Consider the following 21,236-nt stretch of genomic DNA (forward strand, 5'->3'; position numbering starts at 1 on the left):
GGACTTGTTCCATAAGAAACCATACCCTTAAGTAATCCTCAAAGGAGTCACACCAATAACGAGCCGCGAAAACCTCTAGATCCATAATAGGAGTCTGCTCCATTATGATACAAAAAGACATGACCAAACCGATAATCGCAAAATAGTGCACCGCCGAGCTTTCGGATATCATTGGGTGTTTGAACCCAACTGGATGTTTTTTTTTCGAAATTTTCAAGTTGCTGCAACGCTCGATATTGTTCTTCACTCAATAGTTCTATGCCCATAGAAGCTGCCATATCGATCACATTATTTTCAGGTTTATATTTTTTTCTTGATTCCAATGCCTCCCGGTCGTAGCACACACTTCTGCGACCTTTAGGACTTTCCGCTGAACAATCACAAAACATGTATTCTCCCTTTTCATTATCAAAGCCAACCACATCCGGTTCACCACCGGTTATTTCCATTTCATTGAGTGACCACATTTTTTCTGTATTATCTTCAAGTTTAGCTTGGACTTCAGCCCATTTTATCCCTTCGTGACGATGCATGTTCTTCTCAAAACGTTCTTTCAATACTCTAAGTAATTCTTCACTTTGTTCTAGTGAAAGTTCATTTTTGTTGCTAACTTTATTTTTCATTGTCCAACTTCCTCCCCGTTTGTTACTCGAAAATATTAATGCATAGCTATCAAGAACATCTATTATTCTGAATTACTTCCCCTCAAACCCTTCGCTTGATACCAATGTATCGTTTGTTAGAGTAATGAGTAATCTTACTAAGTTTTATTATAAAATCTATTCACTCTATTTTCCCTACATATTCTAAAAGCTCCTCGTATTCCTTCCAAAACTGGTGGTATTGCCCCTCATATAGTTCGTTATTTTCCGTTCTCTTATCATTACCTAAAAAAAACTCCTTTGCATCGATTGCAAAGTTATATATCTCTTTTGCATATTCCGATAAAGGAATTTTGACTATCAACATTGAAAAATCAATTTCACCATCATTTTTCTTAAAATCTAATAACTCAACAACCCTTTCTGTATGCCTTACCTTCCAGCCTATATTTGATGGACAAAATGACGTAAAGCATCCACAGTGAAATATTAAATAGTTCTCTTCTTTAATCTCTTCAGGATAATATTTTGGGCTCTCTCTACATGGAAAGTTCTCTTTTACAGACCGTAATAAGGAAAGAGCAGACTCGCTTATATTCCATTCCCCATCTTCTTCATTTGATAAGACTGTATCACCAATACGAAGCAATATTTCTCCATGAGAACATAAATCACCTTCTGGAGGACCTAACCAAAATTGTTTTAGAATTTTTATTTCGAACTTTTTATTCATAGCCATCCCCTCATTTGGAAATGAGTAAAAACTTACATTTATTTTAAAGATTGTTCTCGGCTATCACTTTAATTCAACAGGCGTTATAATCACTATTTATTTTTAATAGTAGGAAAGCTGTGTTTACTGTTGTTTATTTTCTCTAATTTACTTCTAATAAACGTGTCTTTAAATTCTTCAATGCGAAAGGGGATTATTGGTGATAAGTATGGAACTCCAACGGAACGAAGGGTAACCATGTAAACAACCAATAAGGTTGTTCCTATTATCATACCTGGAAGACTAAATAAATTCCCAATGATTAAAAATACTGTTCGCAGTGTATTGGTTGGAGCTGCCATTTGTTTATTGGCAAGTAAAAGACTTGTCAAATATGTAATTGCAACTAATATAAGGGTTACTGGGTGTATTAGTTTGGCTGTAACAGCTGTTTCACCAATTGCGATTGTAGCTAATAATGATACAAGAATGATCCCACTCTGTGGAATTCTAAAGATTGCATCGGTCAAAACAACTAATAAAAAAAATAGAATAATCATCGACCAAAATGGTGGAAGCAATTCATCACCTTTAAATAATGTCTCTGCTACATTAGTTGGTAAATCATCTACATAATATTTTGCTATAACTACATATATGCTTGGAATATAAATCGTCATAATAAAGCTAATAAGTCTAACAAGACGAATTGATATTCGTCCAAGTTTTTGATAATATTCATCTGGGGCTTGAAGTGCTGAAACAAACAAACCTGGCAATATGATTCCAAATGGATTCCCATCTACTAGCACTACTACCTTTCCTTCATATAATGAAGAATTTATAACATCAGGACGCTCTGTAGTCTCAGACATTGTAAAAAGAATTGTCTTCGCTTTATCCTCCATGGCTTCTTCAATCAGTTTTGCTTCTAGTACATAATTAACTTTCAATTTATTTATACGTTGTCGAACTTCAGCTAACACATCTTGATCAACGATCCCTTTTATGTACAGTATCGCTATGGGGGTTTTTGAGATTGATCCTATATCCATTGAGTCTATACAGAAATTAGAGGTCTTTAACATACCACGCAATAAGCTTATATTCGTATCAAGTTTTTCTGTTAACCCTACTAACCCACCTCTTGGTGAACGCTCACTTGTTACTTGTTCTAAACTTCTCTCTTTCAAATCAGCCGTCTTGGCAATGATTCCTTTATTATAGCCTTCTATCAAGATAACAGTATTTCCGTCTAAAATAGCGTCCGTTAATTCAGCAAATGTACCTGCTATCTTAATTCCTGCCACTTTAATAACTTTTTGTGAAACGTCCTCTATATAGGAGGCACTTAACTCAATTTCCTTAGCCGACTCTAAAAGAGGGTCAATTATATTCATCTCTATTTTATCCGTATTAGCTATCCCTTCTATGTATACCAGATACACATTAAAGGGATCTTCTGTAGGTATCCGCAATTTCCTTACTGAAAGATCTGACGCACTATAAAAGGAATCTTTTAGATGTGTGATATTTTTTTCAAGGCTTGTATGTATTGGCTCACTCATTTTCTATCCACCTTACACAATTTTTACCATTCCATTAGGTTTGCCCATTAATAAATGAAATAGACATTTTATGGACATGTAATTGTGTGTAAAGTATTTACCCACCCTATGCCAGCTAACTTAAGATTGGTATAGTATTCCTTCCAAAACGAGTGGACTTGTCCCTCTAATAGTAGCCATCCCTAGGTTTAACTTAATTGACAATACCTCGATTTTCATTCATCTTATAACATCTTGTTAAAACAAATAATACGATTTGCTTCACTAAATCCCAATTTATAATGCAAGGCTAAGCTTACTTCATTTTCTAATTCACAGTCACTAGCAAACTCGTGACAACCTTTTTTCTTAGCCCAAATCTCACAAGCATTAACTAGTTTTTTAGCATATCCTTGCTTTCGAAAGGCTTCTTTTACGTAAAGTCCTTCTAGATATCCTACCGGGCTTGAACTTGTCCCTTCCACATAATCATAACGCAGTTGGCATTGTGCAAACCCAATTGCTTCAGTGTTATGATAAGCTAACATAATCGTTGCATCATGCTGTATAATAAGATTCGTTATTTCCTTTATAAATTCCTCTAAACTTTGACCTGGCCAAAGCAGTAAAGCAAGGTGCGCAGCTTCATTTATGTCAGATAATGTCGCCTCTTTTAGCATACAGAAACCTCCACTCTAAATTAAAATTTTCGAAAGTTTTTTCTTTTACTATCTCATGTATTCCATTTCCCTTGTGATTCCTCCTCCATTAAATGACCATTTTTCAAAGCAACTAAAATATGTCACTTATAAAGAGGCACTGTTAAACGCCCCTGTTGTTTCCGCAAAAGGCTACGTGTTCCACGGGGCGGTGCTGGAGCCTCCGCCCTTTGCTCCAATCATCACACTCATCTTTAACAAAACTTATAAAAAAAACAAGACGAGATCGTCTTGTTTTTTCTCGTTAACTTTAAATGAATTTAGGTATTTTCATTCACCTAAATCTACATTATGGTAGACTCGCTGCACATCCTCTAAGTCTTCTAGTGCATCAATCAATTTCTCGAATTGTGCTTGGTCTTCTTCTGGGATTTCCATCTCGTTTTGCGCAAGCATCGTTAGTTCTGCTACAGAGAATTCAGTAATTCCTGCTTCTTTTAATGCTGCTTGGACTGCATGAAATTGATCAGGCTCTGCATAGATAATGACTGCCTCATCTTCTTCAAAAATGTCACGTGCATCGAGGTCTGCTTCCATTAATAGTTCCATAACTTCATCTTCTGTTTTTCCTTCGATACCAAAAACAGCCGTTGCATCAAACATATATGCTACCGAACCACTGACACCCATATTGCCGCCATTTTTCCCAAAAGCAGCACGTACCTCTGATGCGGTACGGTTCACATTATTGGTCAGAGCGTCAACAATGATCATCGAGCCATTCGGTCCAAAGCCTTCGTAACGGAGCTCATCATAGCTTTCCTCGCCGCCGCCTTTTGCTTTTTCAATCGCACGGTCAATAATATTTTTTGGTACATTATAGGTTTTTGCACGTTCCAGCACAAATTTCAAGGCCATGTTTGATTCTGGATCAGGTTCGCCTTGTTTAGCAGCTACATAAATTTCAAGGGCAAACTTAGAATAAACACGACTTGTATTGGCATCCTTTGCCGCTTTTTTCTCTTTAATATTGTTCCACTTACGACCCATATATTTCACTCTCTTTCTACTTTTTATGTACGCAGGTAAGGTACTAATGATTTAATTCATGCCTGTTTCTCATGCGTTATTGACTTGTATCTATTTTTAGCATAATAAAATTTACATGCTTCTCCTCATCCATTATACCTTAACCTTATAGAGTCTTACGAGTCCCAATCTTTCTAATTTTTTCCCATCTCTTAATATAATCTTTCCTGATAAAAATAGTTTGGTGTGTTTATTTTATCTTCATAAGAATGGTGAAAAATATGGGTAGCAGCGGGTGATAAGGGTGGAATCAGCCAAGCCCATTCACCAGTTACATGACGGCAGCTTTCTTCCTCTCGTTGTTCAAAGTGTTGAAATTGCATGGCTGCCGTGTGGTGGTCCACTATGCTTACGCCCTTTTCTTTATACGATGATAAAACAGCAATATTTAATTCTATAAGCGCCTTATCCTGCCAAAGCGACGTATTAGAACTTGTGTTAAGCCCCATGATTTCCGCTACTTTAGGAATCATGTTATACCGGTTACGATCTGCAAGATTCCGAGCACCAATCTCGGTTTCCATATACCATCCATTGAATGGAGCAGCCGTATAATTAATTCCCCCGATTTCCAACCGCATATCGGAAATAAGTGGAGTTGCATACCATTTAAGGTCTAATTCACGGAACCTCTCCATCTCGGGGTGATAAAGCGGTACCTCTAACACATGCTCTTTTGCAAAGGAATACACCTTAGGCTTTGCCTCATCAACTTGGATTACTAACGGTAACACATCAAACTGCGTGCGTTCCCCTTCCCATCCAAGACTCTCGCACACTTTTGTTAAAGATACTGAGGCCGGATCACCAATCACACCATACTCTGTTTCATATCCTGCATATCGAATCAGTTGGTGGTTCCAAATACGTATCTGCTGATCTGGTCCTTTTTGCTGACGAAAAATAGTGAGCGTAGGTTTGATTTTTCCATTGTTCGTTGCAAATACAATATGCTCAGTTAATGCTTGAGCGATATCCTCTTCTGCTTGAAGATGGCGTTTATCGATTACATGCAAGGCATTCCAGAATAGCCTTCCGATACAACGATTGCTGTTGCGCCAAGCCATTTTCGCTCCATGAGATAACTCTTCAAATGTATGCTCATAGGTACCAAAAGCGGCTATATCATCTTTAATTGCTTGAAGTCTTTCATTTATTGTAGCTTCCTCTTTTTCCAATTCTGAGTAACACTGCCTAATAAACTCTTCAGCCTTAACGAGAAGAGTCTCCTTGTATTCTGACAAATTATCCACCTCTATTTGCTCTATTTTTTCTATTGTATACTCTTTTGGGTTGTATTAAAAATATTGAAGCGCAGCCTGCTGGACGTGACTAACTGCTATGGAAGTATTAAACAAAATCTACTAAAACCATAAAAAAACAAGCGCTCTCCAATAAAGAGTTCGCTTGTCTAAATCATGCCAGTTGTGTGTAGTTCTGGCCTAATATTTCACGCATATTATGAACAGTGATGAACGCCTGCTTATCTGTTGCACTAATATATTTCTTCAGTCGTATAAAGTCCTTCTTATTTAAGATGGTCGTTATGACTTCCTTCTCGTCAGATGTGAATGCACCTTTTGCAAAATGAATGGTCGCACCTTGCTTAAGTTCACCTACAATATACGATCGAATCAATTCGCTTTCACTGCTGATAATCACCACTTCACGCATTTCGTTTACCTGCTGCAAGGTGTAATCAATGACCAAGCCATTTAAAATCACCCCAAATACCGCATACATTCCTACCTCAGGGCCAAAAACCAGAATGGAAGACAGTGCAATAAGAATATCCGCCAATAGTACTCCCCTTCCCATATCAATGGAAAGGTATTTATTTAAAATTAGTGCAATAATATCTGTTCCGCCTGTAGATGCACGCTGATTAAATACTAGTGCAATCCCGAGAGCCGCGATACATTGACCAATAATTAACTGTATAAGAATATCTTCACTGAGTGGTCCTGATAATGGAAATAGCCATTCTAATAGCCAGACCATCACCGATAACATGACACTTGCATAAATAGTTTTTGCTCCAAAAGCAAAGCCTAGCAATAAAAAACCGATTACAAATAAAACCAGATTGACTATAAGCATCCAAACCCCGATAGAAAGGTTTGGTACCACATCATTTAAAATTATGGAAAGTCCACTTACTCCTCCAGTAGCCAAGCTATTGGGAGATAAGAAGAAATGAACATGTATGGCAACAAAAAGAGGACCAATATGCAAAAACAGGAAAGTTTTAAGATTTTTATTCAAATGCTCACCCTCCCTCTATTATTTCTACGTCTAGAGGAAGTATAAAGACCTAACTCGTTTATGTAAACACCTTAAAAAGAAGTTGCACAATTGAAAACGGTTTAATTTTACTTAGATCTACAGAAAAGAATGTTTGCAGCAAAACTTTTTAAAAAGTTGATTTTTTAGAAGGCCCTTCTTTCCTTGATATAAAAGGATTTTTATTGTTCTTCAATCAAACGTTTGTTTAAAAATTGCTTTTTTGCAAAAATACTTCTAATACTATAGCATTCAATCCTTTAGTGCCTAAGAGGTTTCGTTTGTTTTAGCCATAGCGTGACATTGATTTTATGACAAACTGTTAAATAGTGCATCAAGGTGAGCAGGACGATTCCTGTATTCATCCCTAGGATCACTCCACTCATACGAAGACTTTCCATGGAACCGAGGATAAATATCAGAATAAACGAGACAATGGTAGACCAGATGGAGTGAAGAAAAGCATCCTTAATTAGTCCAAGACCAATCATATAAGCCTGTAGCGGAATGACAAATAAATGAAATAAAAAGTACGGCCATAAAAGTTGCAAGTAGATAGATGCCTTTGAGTACTCATAAAATATATTGGTTAATGGTACTGCAAAGTGGTAAAAGACCATCACCACCGGTATTCCATATAAAAAGGTTAGAGCAATTACCTGTTGCAGAAGTCTGCGAAGCTTTGCATAGTCATGATCAGCATGTGCTGCGGATACGGTAGGGATCAACACAATCAACAAGGAATGTGCGATAAAACCAGGAAAAAAGCCAATCGTTAATGCCACGCCGGCCAATAATCCGAATTCTTCAAGTGCGATTGTTTCACTCAATCCCGCCTGGAGCAGGGCGATCTTGATTAGAAAGGGCTGGATTGCATGTGTAATGGCATGGAAGATTCTCATGCCCGTTGTTGGGATCGAAACTTCCAATAGGTTCTTCCTCACTACTCTCGCTTTCATGGCTGTGCTTGGCTGCTTTTTCAGTTGTTTATATTGAAGCATGTAGGCATAAAGTAAATACAAGCAAACAATCAGTTCCGTTAGAACGAGTGTACAAATAGCGATTAGAATTGCTAATTCAATTGAAAAGTTGAAAAAATGATAGACCAGAACAAGTAATACTAACTGAACGGCTTTACGCAGAAAGTTAGAAATGGCGATTTTACCCATATGTTGAAGTCCCATAAAATATCCTCTAGCGATGGAAGAGAACGAGATAATAGGAATCATCAATAGGATAAGCCATTTAACTAAAGGATGATAATGTTCGAATACTGGAATCAATGGCACGATTAGGGCAGCTAAAAAAGTTACTGCAACGGTAAAAATAATCGTAAGCCTTGTCGCATGAATTAGCATGCTTTTATGATATTTTTCTTCTTTTGCAGCCACAAATTTTGAAATAGAAATGGGAAGCTCTAGGCTTGCAATCACCACTACGAGAAAGATAACAGGAAGCACCGACATATAAAGTCCCATCCCCGCTTCTCCTAGCTGTTTCGCCAATACCATATTTACAATAAATTCTAAGCTTTCTCCTAAGAAAGCAGCAATAGCTAGTAATAGTGTCGCTTTAAAAAACTTATTCATGATTGTTCTCCTCTCTAATGGAAAAGGCTGACCAAAAGACCCATTATCCATCTTATGAGACAAGTTCATGAAAATTGCCAATGACATGTAGACAAACTAAATAAAATCCACACATTAAAATGGTTATCGCCCCATCTTAAGTGGAATAGTATTTAAATAAAAGAGAGAAAGGAGAAGGAAAATGAAGAGATTATGGCTGAATGTAGTTGCTTTTTTATTAGTTGTCACAGTAAACATTCTTTCCAACGCGTTGCCTTTTAACGGTCAGACAGCCGGTGAAATATCAAATCGATTGAATGTCCTGTTTACACCTGCAGGCTATGTTTTCTCCATTTGGAGTCTTATTTACTTATTATTAGGTGTATGGATTATCCGCCAGTTCCCAAAAAGCCGCAGGAATCTACCAATCTATCAAGATACAAGCACCTTATTTATTCTAAGCTGTCTTTTGAATAGTGCATGGTTAATCTTATGGCATTATGAATATTTTGTCGTGACAGTAGCCGTAATGCTTGGTCTATTGCTTACTCTAATTGCGCTTTACAAAAAAGTGGAAATATCGGATCCTGGCTTTTTTGACCGGTTGCCTTTTTCCATTTATCTTGGCTGGGTCAGTGTTGCAACCATCGCCAATATCAGCTATGTTCTCGTTGATTTGGGGTGGGACGGCTTTGGATTATCAGATATAACCTGGACGATTATTATGCTGGTGGTTGCCACACTTCTAGCTATCTGGTTTAATCTAGCCAACCGAGATCGAGTATTCCCGCTAGTCTTCGTGTGGGCCTTTATCGGTATCGGCGTCCGAAACATGGAAGAGTACAGTTATGTTTCCTATGTGGCGTATAGTCTGGCGGCAGTCATTTTGATTATGACAGTATTGGTAAGGGGACGAGCGAAAAAGTAGAAGTTTGATATAGTTTTTTATGGAACCTAGGACAAAATTAAAAAACTAAAAAAAAGACGCACACTTTCAGTGGTAGCTCTAAATAACGCTATTGATTTCCGTGCAAGACTCCGCTTTCCGCGGGTAGCCCGTGAGCCTCCTCGGCTTTGCCTGCGGGGTCTCACATAACCTACTCTTCCCGCAGGACAAGGAAGGCTTCGGTAGCGATACATCGCACGCAGAAAATGCTCGCATTTTCAAGGAGTCTCCGTCTTGCACTCCAATCAACCGCTGGGACTATATAAAACTAAAAGTACGTATGAACAAAACAAATAAAAAATCGGACATCCTTTTTAACCCTAGAATCAAAAGGATAACGGGTTTACTTGTGAGGTGCAAACAAATCACATGGCAAATCACAATGCAATTTCCACATAAAAAGGCTTAGAGAGTTTTCCCTTCTAAGCCTTTTTACTTTATTTCATAATTCAACAATCGCTCCCATTTAGCTGAAGATAGTACCTATAATAATTTTCATTAGCTAACAATTTGATTCCTCAGCTTTTAGCAATTCACCGCTTCCGTTATCTACTTGAACACTACCAAATTCACAATCCTTGTCGATTTCCCATTCAACGGTATACTTCCCTAAACCTTTACTCACCGATTTTATTTTTATTTCATCTTTGTCTTTGTTGAGGTCTTCAGTGAGATGTTGCAAAACAATTGACTCTGCTTCGGATTGAGTCATTTTAGATTCAGAATTACCACAAGCAGCTAATATTAAAAATAGCAAAACAAATAACATAAAGACTATTTTTTGCATATTTTCGCTCCCTCTTCTTTTCTGGCTTAAATTAGATTGATGGGTACACTAATGTCATTATTCAATTATCTTGCACCGTTAGTGAAAAAGCGACTGCTTTCTTATTCAGCAATCGCTCACGTTTGTTTAATATCCTCATTTACTTAACTGCTTGTCAGTTGGCAAAACGAACGCCGCAATAATATAAATCCACAATACTATCCCACCAGTAAAGAAAAATGATAAAGCAGTAAGAATACGAAGTAAACTAACATCAATTTTGAACATTTCACTTAATCCACCTATTACACCTGATAATTGTCTATCTTGCGTGGATTTGTATAATTTTTTCATCTTATCCCCCTGATATATTCATATTTTCTATACTTAGTGTTCCTCCACACTTCAGGAATGCTCCCATTTGTAGACTATCGATATTATTCTAAATTACCCGATTAGTTGAAGAAGAATTAAATCCAGAAGGTATTTAAGGCTAAAAGTGAAGTGGTTATAAACGTTAAAGAACCGAGGAATATAAATATTAGCCCTCTTTTTTTATCGGCTTCCCACATATCAGCTCCATTAATTATCCAACCTAAACCTATTAGCACAAAGGCAATATATTTTAGAGCGATGCTACTAAAAATAAACCCTATAAAAAAGATTATATAGCCGATTTGATCTAGTACGTGTAGTACAACCAAAATAGGATGACTTAGCTCCCTTTTAAATTGTTCTTTTTCTTCTATTGTAAAATTTTTGTATTCTCTTCTGGCCAGAATAGAGCCTATCAATAATGCTAGCAAAATTGCCCCAATTTGAACTATAAGCATACAATTCCCCACTTCATAAATATAAGAACATTGATAAAATAAGGGCACAAACTAACTATTTATTTTGTAACATGTAACCTGAGGGTACAGTCTTTCATTCGAACTTTATCTTATTAAACAAACCTGCAATTTAGCTGAACAAAGGATGAGACTGTGCCTATTGAACAATTGCCCCCGTTAATGAAATAATAATTCCTAGTATTTAAAGATAGATTTTAGTTCATTTGGAACAATTATAACCTCTTGTATCTCATATTCTTTATTTGGAGTTAAGTCAAGTAACACCATTTCTCCGTTATCAAACTCTAGTAATTCGTAGGTCTTATAACCAGTACCAGCACTCATTATTTCATTCACTTTCTTTAATGTTTCACTAGATATATGTTCAACTCTTCCCTCAGCCATAAGTGTTTTGGCAAGTGCATAATTTTCAGTTCTAATTGCTTGTTGAAATGAAAGTCCAACCTCAACAGGTCCTTCTTTTTTCGTCTCATGATAGAACAGAAAACCTAATACAACATTCAAAAAAATTGATAATATGAGAATAGTATTTTTAGAATTCATAAAATTCACCCCCTACTTTTTGTTCGTAAATATTTTGCACTACACAGTTAGCACAAGGAGCTGCCGCAACGACAATTCCAAGTATTCCATTCAAGCCCCCGTTTGTTGAAGAGTTTGAAAATGGTTGTTTAATTAATCTGAACCGTTAGTTTAATAAAACCTTATCTTGTAAAAAGACAAATTAAAATAAGAATAATAGCGATTATACTTCCTGGATCAACGCACCCGTTCGTTAAAGAAATGTTCGATTCTGTTTTAGTTTATTGATACTTCATTACCTTGCTTGTTAAATGAAAATGCACCCATTTCTTCAATAGTCACTTCAAAAGGATAAAATTTTGCATCTTTCTTTGAGAAGAACCATCTACGACCATCTTTTACTGTAATAAATAAACCATTTTCGTCTCCAACTGGCGTTAATCCTTCACTATCATCTCTCCAGTTAGGGACACCTAGTTCATTTAACTTTCTAACGAATGGGATTACCTCATCCACTACTAATCCAATTTCACTAATATTGAGGAAATCACCTGATGAAAAACGGTGTTCAACTGCATTATTTAAATTATGGCGAGCAATAAATTCCAATATGTTTCCTGACGGGTCTTCAAAATAAATGGCATGAGCATTCCAGCTTTCAAAGAAGACTTCATCCGATTCTTTTTCTATGTTTAGATCTATTTTTGGTTGTATCCAAGACTTTGCTTCTTCCATTTTATTTTCTGGAATATTTATAGCAAAGTGATAAAATGGCTCCGAATCTGCCTGTGATTGTTTAAAGGTAAGAGTAGTAGATCCTATTTCAACTGAGAAATCGTTTATATTATCATTAACAATCTGAAGCTCTAGTACATCTTTGTAAAAACCTTTCAATTCATTTAATTTGTTTGTAAATAATTTAATTTCTGTAAATTTCATAGTTTTTTTCTCTCCCTTTAAATTCAATAAGACAATAGCGATGCATTATTCAAGTATCGCATTCGTTAGTAAAAGTACTGCTTATAGCGAAAGATAGTACATGTTCTTTCACTTTTTTCCTTATCTTCCTTTGACATATTATCTAATTTAAACAGTTCTTTATTTTCTTTTGGAATAAGGATTGTTGACGGTTCCTGAAGTTCCTCCTTACTATTTTCACCATCTTCTGCTTGAGTAACATTGGATTTATTATAGTATGAATGTATTATTTCTGTTCTTATATAATTTCCCTCTGTATCATAAAAATCCTCTATGGCTTTAACATCAGTTTTTATATGATTTTTCCTTCTTCGATACTCGTTATTGAGTTTACTTTCTTGTAACCAGTTGTTTCATAAAAACCTTCATCGTTTTGTTCTGATGTCTCTGTAACAAATACTTCAATATGTTGAACTTTTTCCACATTACCGCATGCACTTATAAGAAATATGCTTACTATGAATAAACATATTGTTAAAAAATTTCCCTTCAAATCGACTCCCCCTTATTAAAAAAATTCACCATAAAACCCCATATTACTTATTGAATTCTTCTGCACGATAGTAAAAAAGCGACTGCCTTTGTTAAGCAATCGCTCCAGATTGTTGAATATCATCACTACCCTTCAAGAAGTTCCATATAATAAAGTTTTTCTCCTTGAAATTCAACAAGTAACAATCCACTACCTTCTTCATCTATTGAATAAATTTTTGTCCCTTTTGGTAATTTAGTTGCACTAAGGTCATTAAACAACAAGCTACTGGTATAGTAGATTTTTCATTTGACAGTTAGTATAACAATAAAAAACGCACTATGAATTTCTATGTGAAATACAGTGCGTTTTGCATTGATGTTTACTTGTTTGCACCTCTGAAGTAAACTCGTTATCAAAAGAATCGTTCGTTTTTTTCTTAGTCTAAAATATTTTTTGACCCACCACCATTTAGATTGTTTCTGTTATTTTATAAAAGTTGTGCAATATTCTTCAGTTTATTTGCACAAAAACCAACACATAGAGTAAATATTTTTCTACAAATAGAGCCTTTTGTCCAAGCAAATTCACCTTTTTTTCATGTAATAAATAGGAGTAGAAATGACGAAAGTAGGTCGCGTATGCGTGCAAAATATATTATTCATACAGGCAAGCATTTCTTAGGAACTCCTTATAGATTTGGTGCACCTTCCTATCGAACGGATATATTTGATTGTAGTTCTTTTATTCAATATGTATATGGGGCGAATGGTATTATCCTGCCAAGGAACTCCCGCCAACAATTTCGTATGGGACAGCCTATCCGGCTTTCCTCCATTCAAAAGGGTGATTTACTTTTCTTTACCACACCGAAGCGAAAAAGGAAAAAAGGAATCGAAAAAATTGGCCATGTTGCTATCTACATGGGAAATCACCAAATCTTACACACTTCACGAGTGGAGAAAAAGGTTTCGATCGCAAGCCTTTCACCTTATTGGAAAAAAGTCATCATTGGTGCTAGACGTGTGCTATAGAGGGTAACAAACATAAAATAAGGCTGTTTTGGCATTGATTTTTACCTTTACGTAAGTTGGTACCACATGTTGCAACTGCTCCTATTGTGCTCTTTTTCCTGTTCCACTTAATAAGTTACTTAATTGTGGTAAAAAATCCGTTTGCCGTTATTTTACGGGCTAACAGCAACATTTTTCATGAAAAGAACACAGAAAAAAGACGAAAGTCACCCTAAGATGGCTCTCGTCTTTTATTTATTCCATATCTTCACGTTCTTCGGAAAGTATTTTCATCTGATCATTTTCAAGACCTAATTCAAAGGTAACTTTATATTTTTTATAAGTTACTCCTCTGTCTGATCGTTGCTGCACAGTAATTACGGTTACTACTTCTACATTTCGCCCAACTTGTTTTGTTAATAGCTCATCCGTTTCAATAGTCAAAAAGTCCAAATAACCCTCCCGGAAATTTTCATAGGTTATTTCCGACTGCCAGTTACTCCCAAGCAGAGAATAGGCTGTTACATAATCCCGGTAATTTAAGCTTTCATAAAAATAACTTACAAGATACGTTGCAATGTCTTCATTAGTAGACTCGGCGCCATTGCCGTTCCCCGAGGTGTTTGCGCCAATTTTTGGCAACGACTGCATTGGCGTTTCTGACCAGTCTTCAAGGAGAGAGATAACATTACTAAGTGGAATACTGAAGCCAATCACTCCTTGATCCATCGTAGCCGAGTTGATGCCCACAACCTCTCCTGTCGTAGTATCGATTAAAGGCCCTCCACTATTTCCTGGAGCGATAGGGGCGGAAATTTGGAAAACATCCTCATATTTGAACGAATCAATATCAAAGCCCCGACCGACACCGCTGATAATTCCAGTCGTGACAGTATTTTGAAAGCCGAGCGGACTGCCTAGGGCGATAACTTCATCACCCAATTCTGCTTTTCTCGTTTTTGCTAACCGCAACGGCTCGGTTCCTTCCAATTCAGGTACACGCACGATTGCTACATCTGTATCAATACTTACCCCGATAACTTGCCCTGTTAATTCCTTTGAGTCTGCGGTAATTACCTTGACCTCTTTATTGTTCGCAACAACATGTGCATTGGTCACCACATCTCCTTTATCGTTATAAAGGAACCCGGAACCAAAGGAGCCATCAGGCAATTCTATTTTCACCACTAGCTTTTGAGATTCGAATATGATTTCTTTTAACGCTTGCGGCACTTTTTCTTTTTCTGGCGTTTCTATTTTAATATATATGCTAGACGGTTCTGTCAGCTGTTGTGGAATTGTTCCTTTTATAAAAAAGTACCCATACAATCCCCCACCTAACATGACTACGGTCAGCAAGATACTAAGTATCCATCTTTTTTTCATTCACACACCCACTTTACCCTTCTACAAGCCATGTCATATTCTCTATTTCTACCGTAACTTCTTCAAAAACACCATAATAATAGTCTTCAAACTTCGCAGTTTCACCTGGCATTAATTTATAAGGATAGACGGTTGTATAGCCTGTATCCAAAACGTCTTTGTCTTTACTTAAAATATTATAATAAACAGTGATAGAGGAAACAGAAGTAGAAACAATATTTTTCACTTCACCGGTTATCATCATGCCACCTGCATCATCTTCCACATATTTAAAGCCTTCAATTTCAAGAGCAGCGTTTCTATTCTTCAGATCCTCTTTGGCGGCAGCTTCCATCGCTTTTTCTATCCGTTCTAGCTCGGCCAATTCAAATTCACTGCGAGTTTGCTCTATTTTTTCCTTTAAAGACAATAATCTTTTATCATTTATGGCATATTGGAGCCCACGATCCGTTATCGTTATGGCCTTTGTAAATTGTTTTTGCGCAAGCTCTTCTTCTGCATTGGTTGAGGTAATCTGAACAATCCGATTTAAAATCTGTTCTTTCACTGCATTTCCTTCTTGAGAAGGTATAGCAGAAAGAACCGAAAGCTTCCTTGCAAGTTCTTCGACTGTTGTTAGTTGATCTAGCTCACTATTTATTTTGCCAACCTTTATCATTGTATCTTTTTCTACCAGTTCTTTTTTGAGCGGTTGAATTAAAGGTCCATCTAAGATAGCTACCTTCTCTCTTAATCTAACAAGCTCGTTTTGTGCTTCTTCGTACTTTTTATCTTTTATAAGGATACTTGTCTCTTCCAACTCCACTTCCAATTCTTCTGCAATCGTGATTACATCTAAATTGTTTTGAAGTACATGATAGCGTGGTCTGAGATCAATGGCAGACGCAAGTTCTTTCTTCGCTTGAGCATAATCTCCCTCAAGGGCAAATTCCTCTGCCGTGTTTTTTATGGCAAGAACTTGTGCATTTACCTTGCTTTCATGGTTATAGGTCCACCCTATCCCTCCTACGAGTAGGATAAAACAAGCAGTTGGAAGGATAAGTGGCAGATAACGCTTTTTATTGTTTTTCTTCGTTCTTTCGAGTCCTCTGCCTTCTTCTATTACTCCATATTCATCTATATGATTGTCTTCACCTTTTAGGTTAGCTCCGCAATTCGAGCAGTACTTCGCATCAGAGGTCACTTTTAATCCACAATTATGACAAAACATTTATTCCAAGCCTCCGTAACATTTATTCCTACCCCATTTTACAATAGATTTAAAATAAATGTGAGATCTCTTCGTCCTTCTATTAAAAATTACATCTTTCACTTCTTTTCTTCATCATACGTCATTTTCTTCTAAATGTTAAATAATAGGTAATAGAAAATATTACTATATTTCCGGGGAAAACAAGGAATATTGATATTTTTTGACGAATTGTTGTAATAGATCGTTTAAAGGAGGAAAACTTGTGGGTGTTCAAACCGATTATGCACGGCAATTCATCAATGATCCCTATCATTTTTTTAAGATGGCATCTAATAAAAACCCTGTACTATGGTACCAATTTTTCAATGTCGAAGGATGGCTAGTGACAGGTTATAAAGAAGCAGAAAAAACGTTAAAGGATTCAAGATTTGTAAAAGAAGTACAAGGTGTCGTCTCCCCCGAACAACTGAATCCCATTCCCGAAAACCTGGCGCCTGTTGTGAACCTTACCAGAAATATGATGCTATTCCGTGATGCACCAAATCATACGAGATTAAGAGGGTTGGTCAACAAAGCGTTTACCCCTAAGATGACGGAGCGGCTGAGGCCAACTATCTATAAAATGGCTCAATATTTGATTGAAGCTCGAAAAGGGAAGGATGTGCATGAACTTATACGTGATTTCTCCTACTCCCTCCCTGTTATGGTTATTACTGAATTGATTGGTGTACCAAAGGAGGATCGAGATCTGTTTCGTAAATGGTCTGACTCATTCTTGAAATTTATTGATATCAATACAACTGAAGAAGACTGGGAGGAAGCTGCTCCTGATCTCAAAGAAGCTGCTCAGTATATGCGTGAACTAATCGCAGTAAAACGGGTGAATCCAAGCAATGACCTGCTCAGTGGATTGATCACGGTTTCTGATTCGGGCGATAGTTTAACGGAGGATGAAATGGTCGCTACTTGTCTGTTACTATTGATTGCAGGTCACGAAACTACTGTAAACCTTATAACAAATGGTTATTATCTGTTACTTTCACATCCCGAGGAAATGGAGAAAGTCAGAGCCAATGCCAACCTCTTGCCAAATTTAGTAGAGGAAGTGCTGCGTTTTGACCCACCTGTTTTACTCACAACGAGATGGATTGGAGAGGATATGGATTTTTACGGGCAAAGCTTAAAAAAAGGGCAGACCGCGATAATTGCTTTAGGAGCGGCGAACCGGGATGAGGCTATGAACGAAGACCCAGATGTTTTTAATGTGGAGCGCAAAAACATCAAGCATCTTTCCTTTGCTTCAGGAGCACACTTTTGTCTAGGTGCACCACTTGCAAGATTAGAAGCGCAAATTGCATTTGAAGTGCTCCTGAAGCACGTTCATGAACCAAAATTGCTAGAAGAGCCGGTGCGGAGACCTAATATCATTTTCCGCGGGTTTGAAGCGTTGAAGTTTCAGGGGCGGATTGTGTAAGGTTTGGTAGGTGTTTAGGGTGTGGAAAGCTTGGGTTCCGTACGCAAAACCCGAGTTCCGTGCACAAAATCTGAGTTCCGTGCGCAAAACCCGAGATGCGGTGCGGAAAAACTGAGTTCCGTGCGCAAAACCCGAGTTGTGGTACACAAAGCCTGAAACTTCCGGGAAAATTGAGTTTGATCTTTACCAATTCAAATCCGATACAGCCTCTCCTAAAAAGGCCTGACCTCCAGCACGACTTTGTACTGGTAGGTCAGGCCTTTTCTACTCTATTTTGAGCGAGAACGAGGTTTTGTTGCAGGTGCTTTTCTTTTAAAGTTACCTTTCTTAACAGGCTTTATATCCTCTTCTTTTACAAGCTTCCCACCGAACATGACTCTTTTGTGTAGTGGAAGGTTCAGTTCTTTGGCAATCTGTTTTAGCTTGCGTTCTTCTCTTTCGGAGACTATCGAAATAACGGTTCCTTCAGCACCTTGTCTTCCTGTACGGCCTGAACGGTGCAGATAGCTTTCTGTTTCCTCGGGAAGGTCGTAATGAATAACATGAGTAAGTTCTTTTATATCCAGACCTCGGGCTGCAACATCTGTTGCAAGTAGTACTGGATATTCGTCTTTGCGGAAATTCTTAATTGCCGTTTCTCTTTCCTGCTTAGAGGATTCGGAATGAAGAGCCCCGACATTCATTTTTTTAAATAACAGTTTTTCTGTCAGAACAGCAAGGTTACCGATGTCTCGAACGAATCCAAGAGCCTTCATATTTTCCTGGCGCAGAATATTTGCTAGCACATTGGCCTTTTCACGTTGATCTACGATGACATACAGGTGATTTACCTTGGATGGAGCCATCTCGCTTCGTAAAACCTTTAGTACGATTGGTTCCTTCATATATGGCATTGCCTGCTTTTCTGTGTCCTCTTTTAAAGTAGCAGAAAACAGTAACAGCTGCCTTTCCTGCCTTGTTGACTTGATGATCGTTTGGATTGTTTTACTATGTTCTGGGATAAAAAGCTGGTCCGCTTCATCCATCACAAGGGTTGTTACTTCATGCATTTTTATTTTCTTCATTTGGATTAACTCTTGAAGTCTCCCAGGAGTTCCAACCAAAATTTGCGGATGCTTTTTCAGCTTTTCAATTTGCCTTTTCACATTGGCGCCCCCGATAAAAGATGCACCAATAATTTTGCTATCCTCTGTCCATTTTTGAATTTCTTGAAGGATTTGCATCGCCAATTCTTTGGACGGTGCCACGATGACTGCTTGTGGGTGAAGCTTTGTTACATCAATTTTCTCAATAATCGGTAACAAATAGGCAAGTGTTTTCCCTGTTCCTGTAGGAGACTCCACCATTACATCCTTCCCCTCAAGAATTGCCGGTATTGCTTTATCTTGAATAGGTGTAGTATTGGTGAATTCACTTTTTTTCCAGTTTTCCTGGATGAAAGGTTTTAAGGTAGTTATTACTGTTGACATATATTTCTCCTTTATTACCCTCTGATGGGTTTTAAGCTTTATCATTCATTCTACCCTACTTCGCATAAAAAAAGGAATACATACATGAATTTCTTCAGTTTGGAAAAATTATGTACATGTTTGATTTTGAGGAGGAAAAGATATGTCAGAAAATAGTACAACAAATCAACTACCTAAGTCACCGGAACCATACTGGAGAGAATCTACTTCCCTCCCTTCGTTTACCGCGCTAAAAGAAGATGCCAAAGCAGACATTTGTATTGTAGGAGGCGGCATCACCGGCATCACAGCAGCTTATCAACTATCCCAGGACGGATATAAGGTGGCATTATTAGATGCAGATCAAATTTTAAATGGTACAACCGGGCATACTACCGCCAAAATAACGGCTCAGCATGGCTTAATTTATGATGAATTCATTCAACACCTTGGCGAGGAAAATGCAAAGCTATATTATGAAGCAAATAACGATGCACTTCACTACATTAAGGATATCGTTAGCTTAAAAAGAATAGAATGTGACTTTAATCAACAGGACGCTTATATTTATGCAACCAATCAGTCTGACAGTCAAAAGGTTCTTAAAGAGCTTGATGCTTACCAAAGGCTGGGAATTCCTGGGGAACTTTTACATGAGATTCCTTTTGATATTCCCACTCAAAGTGTGATTGTGATGAAAAACCAGGCGCAATTTCATCCCCTTCAGTATTTAAATTATTTAGTGAAGGGCATCATCGATAATGGCGGAAGCATCTATGAACATACTGTTGTTGTTGACGTGGAGGACACACCTGAGTTGCAAGTTGTAACTAAGAACGGAGCCAAAGTAACGTGTCAAAAAGTTCTCGCGTGCTCCCATTTCCCTTTTTATGATGGGAAAGGTTTCTTTTTTACAAGAATGTACGCCGAACGCTCTTATATTGTCGCAGCCACGACAGTTAAAAAGTATCCAGGAGGCATGTACCTTAGTGCTGGGCAACCTACTAGATCTTTAAGATCCGTAAATAGCAATGGAGAAGAACTTGTTCTTATTGGAGGAGATGGGCATAAAACTGGACAAGGAATTGATACACTTAAACACTATAGAGCATTAGAGGAGTACGGAGAGAAAGTACTTGGAATAAAAGAGGTTGCTTACCGATGGTCGGCTCAAGATTTATACACATTAGATAAGGTTCCGTACGTTGGACAAATTACTTCTAGCAACCCGAATATCCTTATTGCTACCGGGTATCGAAAGTGGGGCATGACGAACGGTACAGCTGCGGCGCTTCTGTTGCAGGATCTTGTAAAGGGAAAACAAAATAAATATACTGAATTATTCTCCCCATCCCGGTTTGTTGCGGATCCTAGCTTAAAGAAGTTTATTAGTACCAATATGGATGTTGCTGGACACCTTGTAAAAGGTAAACTGGAGAAACCTACTAAACAGCCTGAAGATTTAGCACTAGACGAAGGTGGTGTGGTTACGCTAAACGGCAAACGTGCGGGGGCATATAAGGATGAGAAAGGTACTTTGCATTGTGTGGACACTACGTGTACTCATCTTGGGTGTGAAGTGGAATGGAATCATGGCGACCGAAGCTGGGATTGCCCGTGCCATGGCTCTAGATTCTCGATACACGGAGATGTATTGGAGGGGCCAGCTAAAGAGCCGCTTAAAAAGCTTTAGAGGAAAACTTTGAAGTATAAAAGGCTTTATTT

Annotated in this window: 21 protein-coding genes; 4 read left to right on the forward strand and 17 right to left on the reverse strand. The window is 37.6% G+C overall.

Translation table 11 applies throughout. The features are described from left to right. Nucleotides 1-47: 47 nt before the first annotated feature. The 8 genes from K9B36_RS13050 to K9B36_RS13085 form a co-directional block, all read right to left on the reverse strand. Nucleotides 48-623: a DUF4256 domain-containing protein gene (locus K9B36_RS13050; protein WP_223702626.1), complete on the reverse strand. Its 576-nt coding sequence runs from the start codon at nucleotides 621-623 to the stop codon at nucleotides 48-50. Nucleotides 624-783: 160 nt separating this feature from the next. After that, the gene (locus tag K9B36_RS13055; protein WP_223702627.1) at nucleotides 784-1,335 is read right to left on the reverse strand and encodes a hypothetical protein; all 552 of its coding nucleotides are present in this window, start codon (nucleotides 1,333-1,335) and stop codon (nucleotides 784-786) included. A 92-nt stretch (nucleotides 1,336-1,427) separates the two neighbouring features. After that, nucleotides 1,428-2,882 carry a spore germination protein gene (locus tag K9B36_RS13060; protein ID WP_223702628.1) on the reverse strand — a complete coding sequence of 485 codons (1,455 nt, stop codon included), beginning with the start codon at nucleotides 2,880-2,882 and terminating at the stop codon, nucleotides 1,428-1,430. A 224-nt stretch (nucleotides 2,883-3,106) separates the two neighbouring features. Then, entirely contained in the window at nucleotides 3,107-3,541 is a 435-nt protein-coding gene (aac(6'), locus tag K9B36_RS13065) for an aminoglycoside 6'-N-acetyltransferase (protein ID WP_223702629.1), read from the reverse strand. 309 nt (nucleotides 3,542-3,850) lie between these two features. Beyond that, nucleotides 3,851-4,570, reverse strand: a complete 720-nt coding sequence (locus K9B36_RS13070) for a YebC/PmpR family DNA-binding transcriptional regulator (RefSeq protein WP_223702630.1) — start codon at nucleotides 4,568-4,570, stop codon at nucleotides 3,851-3,853. A gap of 191 nt (nucleotides 4,571-4,761) precedes the next feature. Then, nucleotides 4,762-5,853 (reverse strand): nitric oxide synthase oxygenase, encoded by a 1,092-nt coding sequence (locus K9B36_RS13075; RefSeq protein ID WP_223702631.1) that lies wholly within the window; start codon nucleotides 5,851-5,853, stop codon nucleotides 4,762-4,764. A gap of 172 nt (nucleotides 5,854-6,025) precedes the next feature. Beyond that, on the reverse strand, nucleotides 6,026-6,874 hold the full coding sequence (locus tag K9B36_RS13080; RefSeq protein WP_223702632.1) for a YitT family protein: 849 nt from the start codon (nucleotides 6,872-6,874) through the stop codon (nucleotides 6,026-6,028). A gap of 278 nt (nucleotides 6,875-7,152) precedes the next feature. After that, nucleotides 7,153-8,481 carry a polysaccharide biosynthesis protein gene (locus K9B36_RS13085; RefSeq protein WP_223702634.1) on the reverse strand — a complete coding sequence of 443 codons (1,329 nt, stop codon included), beginning with the start codon at nucleotides 8,479-8,481 and terminating at the stop codon, nucleotides 7,153-7,155. 181 nt (nucleotides 8,482-8,662) lie between these two features. On the opposite strand from K9B36_RS13085, the gene K9B36_RS13090 reads away from it, so the two are divergent. Next, nucleotides 8,663-9,388, forward strand: a complete 726-nt coding sequence (locus K9B36_RS13090; RefSeq protein ID WP_223702635.1) for a tryptophan-rich sensory protein — start codon at nucleotides 8,663-8,665, stop codon at nucleotides 9,386-9,388. Between the two features lie 520 nt (nucleotides 9,389-9,908). On the opposite strand, the gene K9B36_RS13095 is transcribed toward K9B36_RS13090, so the two are convergent. The 6 genes from K9B36_RS13095 to K9B36_RS13120 form a co-directional block, all read right to left on the reverse strand. Beyond that, a complete protein-coding gene (locus tag K9B36_RS13095; protein WP_223702636.1) occupies nucleotides 9,909-10,193 on the reverse strand; it encodes a hypothetical protein in 285 nt (94 codons plus the stop codon). A 135-nt stretch (nucleotides 10,194-10,328) separates the two neighbouring features. After that, nucleotides 10,329-10,526, reverse strand: coding sequence for a PspC domain-containing protein (locus K9B36_RS13100; RefSeq protein WP_223702637.1), 198 nt, complete (start codon nucleotides 10,524-10,526; stop codon nucleotides 10,329-10,331). A gap of 116 nt (nucleotides 10,527-10,642) precedes the next feature. Continuing rightward, complete coding sequence (locus K9B36_RS13105) at nucleotides 10,643-11,005, reverse strand: hypothetical protein (protein WP_223702638.1); 363 nt, start codon at nucleotides 11,003-11,005, stop codon at nucleotides 10,643-10,645. Between the two features lie 195 nt (nucleotides 11,006-11,200). Next, the gene (locus tag K9B36_RS13110) at nucleotides 11,201-11,569 is read right to left on the reverse strand and encodes a hypothetical protein (RefSeq protein WP_223702639.1); all 369 of its coding nucleotides are present in this window, start codon (nucleotides 11,567-11,569) and stop codon (nucleotides 11,201-11,203) included. A gap of 255 nt (nucleotides 11,570-11,824) precedes the next feature. Then, on the reverse strand, nucleotides 11,825-12,487 hold the full coding sequence (locus tag K9B36_RS13115; RefSeq protein WP_223702640.1) for a VOC family protein: 663 nt from the start codon (nucleotides 12,485-12,487) through the stop codon (nucleotides 11,825-11,827). Nucleotides 12,488-12,818: 331 nt separating this feature from the next. Further along, nucleotides 12,819-13,019: a hypothetical protein gene (locus K9B36_RS13120; protein WP_223702641.1), complete on the reverse strand. Its 201-nt coding sequence runs from the start codon at nucleotides 13,017-13,019 to the stop codon at nucleotides 12,819-12,821. Nucleotides 13,020-13,639: 620 nt separating this feature from the next. Between K9B36_RS13120 and K9B36_RS13125 the strand changes: the two genes are divergently transcribed. Then, nucleotides 13,640-14,032 carry a C40 family peptidase gene (locus K9B36_RS13125; RefSeq protein WP_223702642.1) on the forward strand — a complete coding sequence of 131 codons (393 nt, stop codon included), beginning with the start codon at nucleotides 13,640-13,642 and terminating at the stop codon, nucleotides 14,030-14,032. A gap of 234 nt (nucleotides 14,033-14,266) precedes the next feature. Here K9B36_RS13125 and K9B36_RS13130 read toward each other — a convergent pair whose 3' ends face one another. Beyond that, entirely contained in the window at nucleotides 14,267-15,397 is a 1,131-nt protein-coding gene (locus tag K9B36_RS13130) for a S1C family serine protease (RefSeq protein WP_223702643.1), read from the reverse strand. Between the two features lie 13 nt (nucleotides 15,398-15,410). Next, on the reverse strand, nucleotides 15,411-16,607 hold the full coding sequence (locus K9B36_RS13135; protein ID WP_223702644.1) for a zinc-ribbon domain-containing protein: 1,197 nt from the start codon (nucleotides 16,605-16,607) through the stop codon (nucleotides 15,411-15,413). Between the two features lie 244 nt (nucleotides 16,608-16,851). Between K9B36_RS13135 and K9B36_RS13140 the strand changes: the two genes are divergently transcribed. Further along, entirely contained in the window at nucleotides 16,852-18,063 is a 1,212-nt protein-coding gene (locus K9B36_RS13140; RefSeq protein ID WP_223702645.1) for a cytochrome P450, read from the forward strand. Between the two features lie 269 nt (nucleotides 18,064-18,332). Here K9B36_RS13140 and K9B36_RS13145 read toward each other — a convergent pair whose 3' ends face one another. Continuing rightward, nucleotides 18,333-19,532 (reverse strand): DEAD/DEAH box helicase, encoded by a 1,200-nt coding sequence (locus tag K9B36_RS13145; RefSeq protein ID WP_223702646.1) that lies wholly within the window; start codon nucleotides 19,530-19,532, stop codon nucleotides 18,333-18,335. Nucleotides 19,533-19,674: 142 nt separating this feature from the next. Between K9B36_RS13145 and K9B36_RS13150 the strand changes: the two genes are divergently transcribed. After that, a complete protein-coding gene (locus K9B36_RS13150; protein WP_223702648.1) occupies nucleotides 19,675-21,204 on the forward strand; it encodes an FAD-dependent oxidoreductase in 1,530 nt (509 codons plus the stop codon). The last annotated feature ends 32 nt before the right edge of the window (nucleotides 21,205-21,236 follow it).

The organism is Sutcliffiella deserti, assembly GCF_020037475.1.
Lineage (GTDB): Bacteria > Bacillota > Bacilli > Bacillales > Bacillaceae_I > Sutcliffiella_A > Sutcliffiella_A deserti.